Source organism: Psychrosphaera sp. (assembly GCF_982872775.1).
Genome location: NZ_CEYNSH010000019.1, coordinates 51,809 through 56,072, shown reverse-complemented (window position 1 = coordinate 56,072; position 4,264 = coordinate 51,809). Strand labels below are relative to the sequence as shown.

General features: G+C 41.2%; 6 protein-coding genes. 1 reads left to right on the top strand and 5 read right to left on the bottom strand.

Going from position 1 to position 4,264, the window contains the following annotated elements:
* The 5 genes from AC4E96_RS07610 to AC4E96_RS07590 all read right to left on the bottom strand — a co-directional run.
* Positions 1–326 (bottom strand): DUF3703 domain-containing protein (locus AC4E96_RS07610; RefSeq protein WP_490255391.1); only part of this gene is annotated, 326 nt, incomplete at its 3' end.
* Positions 327–356: 30 nt separating this feature from the next.
* The gene (locus AC4E96_RS07605; RefSeq protein ID WP_488034075.1) at positions 357–725 is read right to left on the bottom strand and encodes a hypothetical protein; all 369 of its coding nucleotides are present in this window, start codon (positions 723–725) and stop codon (positions 357–359) included.
* A gap of 26 nt (positions 726–751) precedes the next feature.
* A complete protein-coding gene (locus AC4E96_RS07600) occupies positions 752–982 on the bottom strand; it encodes a hypothetical protein (RefSeq protein ID WP_488034074.1) in 231 nt (76 codons plus the stop codon).
* Positions 983–1,117: 135 nt separating this feature from the next.
* Entirely contained in the window at positions 1,118–1,696 is a 579-nt protein-coding gene (locus tag AC4E96_RS07595; RefSeq protein WP_490255390.1) for a dienelactone hydrolase family protein, read from the bottom strand.
* 14 nt (positions 1,697–1,710) lie between these two features.
* On the bottom strand, positions 1,711–2,349 hold the full coding sequence (locus AC4E96_RS07590) for an FMN-binding negative transcriptional regulator (RefSeq protein ID WP_490255389.1): 639 nt from the start codon (positions 2,347–2,349) through the stop codon (positions 1,711–1,713).
* Between the two features lie 214 nt (positions 2,350–2,563).
* On the opposite strand from AC4E96_RS07590, the gene AC4E96_RS07585 reads away from it, so the two are divergent.
* Positions 2,564–4,264 (top strand): methyl-accepting chemotaxis protein (locus AC4E96_RS07585; protein ID WP_490255388.1); only part of this gene is annotated, 1,701 nt, incomplete at its 3' end.

Here is a 4,264-nt window from a genome sequence, read left to right as displayed (position 1 = left end):
GGACTCAACGGCAGACGTTTAAATGGGCTGATGTTCGTTCCACCTGTATTACCAGAAGGAACGAGACCGATTGCGGTTTTGGTCAAAGCTCCTGCAATACGAAGTAATTGCCCTAGGCACTCTTTTGGACTGACGGCTCGAACGCCCCATAACAGCATGAAGCAATGAACTTTGACGTGCCAATACGTAGAGTGTTGACCCAGTACGTGGGCGCTTTCTAAATGGGAAAAGGCCAAATCGACCTCCCCGTTTTTCATGGCGATTCGATACTGTTTAAGTTCGGCTTTCACATAAGGTGAAATATTCGTCGTAAAGTTTGAAACCATGTTCTGATCCCTTTATAAATCAGAGTAAGTTTAAGTTAGTCCGTTGGCACCTGTTAACAACGCTCCTGGGAATACAAATAGAGAGGCTAAGTAAAGAGAGCCGGTGAAGCCAAAGACTAATACGCAGAAAGAGGCTTGAACCCAATAAACACGGCGATTAAAAATCAACGTTGAGGAAAGTGCGATAGTAAACGTTGCAATAGCCTGTTTAAATGCTGCGACTTTAGAATGGTAATAGGCTTTAATAGATTGTAAGTACATTACAGCAAAGCCAAACATAAGCTCCATACCGCCTATGTCATAAAAAAACATCAGCTCTGGCATCATAAACGCAGCACCAATGAGTAATGCTCCAACTAACACTTTCTGCCAAGTCGCAAGTTTGTTCCAATATTCCATAGTCGAAGATTCCTTACCCTTTTATTCTACCTTTCAAATGCCTGCTTTAAGCGATACAAGCAATATCCAACGGTCGCTGCATTGGCCACTCCAACAAAAAGTAACAACTTCACTAACATCTCGTTATCAAAAGTTTGACCATACATAAGACCAACAGCAAAAAACGACAACGCACACATTGCGACGGTTAATACAATCAAAGCCTTTACTTCAAACTTAATGGAGTTAGTTTTCATTTTTTCAACGTTCTTAGTCATTTACCCTCCTTTGAACCTACTATTAACGATCTTTTAGATAGCTTAGACTACTGAATTTTACAGGAATCACAAGAGTTTATAGTCATCAAAATTGTAAAGAGTCATGAATAATATTACGTTGTTTAGAATAATACTTTATGGCTTAGCTGTCGTTAAACGTCTGACGAACTCTTCGTAACCCTTGTCATCAAAGCTGTTTGAGCAAGGGTTCATAAATCCATGAAAGTAGTCAGTTTGCTCAATTGTGACTCTGGGCTTGTCAGACAACTCTTTAATCAGTTCCGAAACAGAAAAGTGCGACTCTTTGGCTGGGAATACCAATTGGACTGGAAATGTAGGCTCTATTTCTGTGTGGTTTCTAATTTGCGAGCCATAAAAGCAATCCGCTTGAACAATGCGTTGGAGATAATCACAACGTTCCCCACCACAACCATTCGATAATCGCCATATCGCTGATGCGCCAACACTAAAACCAATTAGCTTTACCGGACCAGAAGTGTTGCTCAGATACTCGTGTAAATCACGAACGTATTTCTCTAATGTGATCTGGCTTGTAAAGAACTGGTAGGCTTCTGTCTCATTTGCGAACTTATGATCAATTCCACCATAGGGGTCGAATATTTCTGTCGAGTCAACGAGATTTGCCGCAAAAGACTCTAGCGCTTGGGTTCGACCAAAAATGTCACTGACAACAATGGTTAAGGTTTGATTCACTTTGCTCCTACCTTTTAATTCCTTTTAAGCAGTTTCATCTGCTTGCTAACTGCCATAGCTTGAGCGTCGCCCGATTGTTCCAGCCCATCAATAACACCATTAAAATCATCGGGCTTTTTATCTTGGCTCAACTTAAATTGGCCAATTATTTCTTCGACATCAATCTCTATCCCAACCACAGCTTTACTTAATTTTTGTGTGTAATCGGCGGGTGCATCCGACACCGACCATGGTGTTGCTTGAGATTTCTCATGACTATCGGAAATCTGCTGAAACAACGTCATCAGCCACTCAGTGTCATGTAAAAAACGAATTCGGCCTTTTACATGTACAGCAGAATAATTCCATGTTGGAACCGCTCGTCCCGTCTTTTCTTTGGATGGATAATAATTAGGACTGACGTAGCCACTCGGACCGTGAAAAACAAGCAGGATTTTTTGACCATCAACGCAAGATTTCCACAATGGATTGGCTTTGGCAATATGGCTTTGAAAGCTAAATTCGCCCTTGTCATCAAAATGGACGTGAAAGGGTAAATGGTGCGCATCCAACTCTTCATTAGCTTGTACAAAAAGCGTCGCAAAAGGATAGTTTTGCGCAAAGGTAACTAGCTCTTCAGTATTTGTATTTAGGTACTTTGATGGGATATGCATTTAGGTCCTTTTTATTCCTAGCTTTTAAAATGCAGACTGCAAATTCATTATGTTCACACTTACAGTCTGGATTGTAAAACACTTCAATTAATACGTTAACAACCGGTACTTGACCAAGCCTTTCCTTCACCAACCTGTCGACTTTTACACATCTGAGATCAACGACTACATTTATATCTCTCCTTTTTGTCTATTTGTAACCCTTAGGAATGTCATGTCCATAAAACAAGTGTTTCAGTATCTTCTCATTGCCACTGGCTTAGTGACTATATTTTTAATTTTTACTGTCTTAAAAGTCTTTAACAACCAAGATGAATTAGTTAATGCCGCCCAAACTCGATTTGAGTCATATAAACTGGGGCAGGAGGCAAGTATTTCTAGTAGTGAACTCACACGACTAGCCAGAACCTATGTGATCACAGGTGACAAACAGTATGAACAAGCCTATTGGTCAATTGTTAACAGTATTACAGGCGACGAGCCGCGTAAGGATGGCCAACAAATCGCCTATACCGACTTACTCAAAAAAGAAGGTTTTAGTGATCAAGAGCTTGCTTTACTCGCTGAGTCGAATGATTTGTCTTTAGATTTGGTGACAATCGAAGAAAAGGCATTTTCTTTAGCGGATACTGACCGAGAAAGTGCAATTGATTTGTTATTCAATGAGAAGTATCACTCCCAAACCAAGAAGATTCAGGTCCCGGTTACCCAGTTTCAAAAAGTGTTGAATAGTCGAACTGAAGAACAACTTCAAGAGATTGTTCAATCGAGCACTCATTCAACTTACCTTGCACTATTAAACGCATTTCTACTCTTATTGATGGTGTTAATTTCTTATATCGTGATTAACAAACGAGTCATCACGCCAGTTTCAGAAATGGTAACGGAGACACAAGCCGTGGCAGATGGCGATTTAACTCGTCGAGTTAAAGTCAATGGAAAGGACGAAATTGCCCAATTTGGTACCGCATTTAATGCAATGCTGAATAATTTGAGTCAACTTATTGGCGAAATACGTGATGGCTCTAATTTCTTGAAATCATCATCAGTAGAAATCACTAAAATTACTGAAAAAAACCAAGACTTAATGGACAGTCAAAAAGCTGAGACAGACATGGTCGCGACCGCGGCAACACAAATGACGTCTTCCATTCAAGAAGTCGCTCGTAATTGTTTAGAAGCCGCTCGTTCATCACAAGATGCCGATGAGCTGGCAAATCAAGGTAGCCAAATTGTCAGCGAGACGGTCGATACCATTTCCAACCTATCTACCAAAATCGAAAATGCGTCTACCGCAATCTTAGAGTTACAGTCAGCAGTTGAAAGCGTCAGCACCGTGGTTGATGTCATTAATGGCATTGCCGAACAAACCAATCTATTGGCCTTAAATGCCGCAATTGAAGCAGCGCGCGCCGGTGAACAAGGCCGGGGTTTTGCAGTTGTGGCTGATGAGGTCAGAACATTAGCCAAACGAACTCAACAATCGACGAATGAAATCATGGATGTGATTGGCGTTCTGCAACAAAAAGCTCACGCCTCAGTCCAAAATATGGAAGAGAGTAAACAGCAAAACAGTACCGTCGTTGAAAAATCCAATACCGCGGGTAGCGCCCTGATTGATATTGCCAATTCGGTCAAAGTCATCAGTGATATGACCCAACAAATTGCACAAGCTTCTGAAGAGCAAGCAACGGTTGCGGAAGACATAGGTAAGCGAGTCGTCATCATCGACCACACCACCTCTAACAGTGTAGCCGAGAGTCAAAGACTAGGCGGTATGACTCTGGAACTTGAAGAGCTGTCACAAAAACTGATGACTCAGGTAAGTCGTTTTAGACTTAAAGAACAAAGCCTCGATAAATCACAGGCATTGGCACATGAAATCAAAAATGAAAACGAAGAAGAGTTGGAAAAA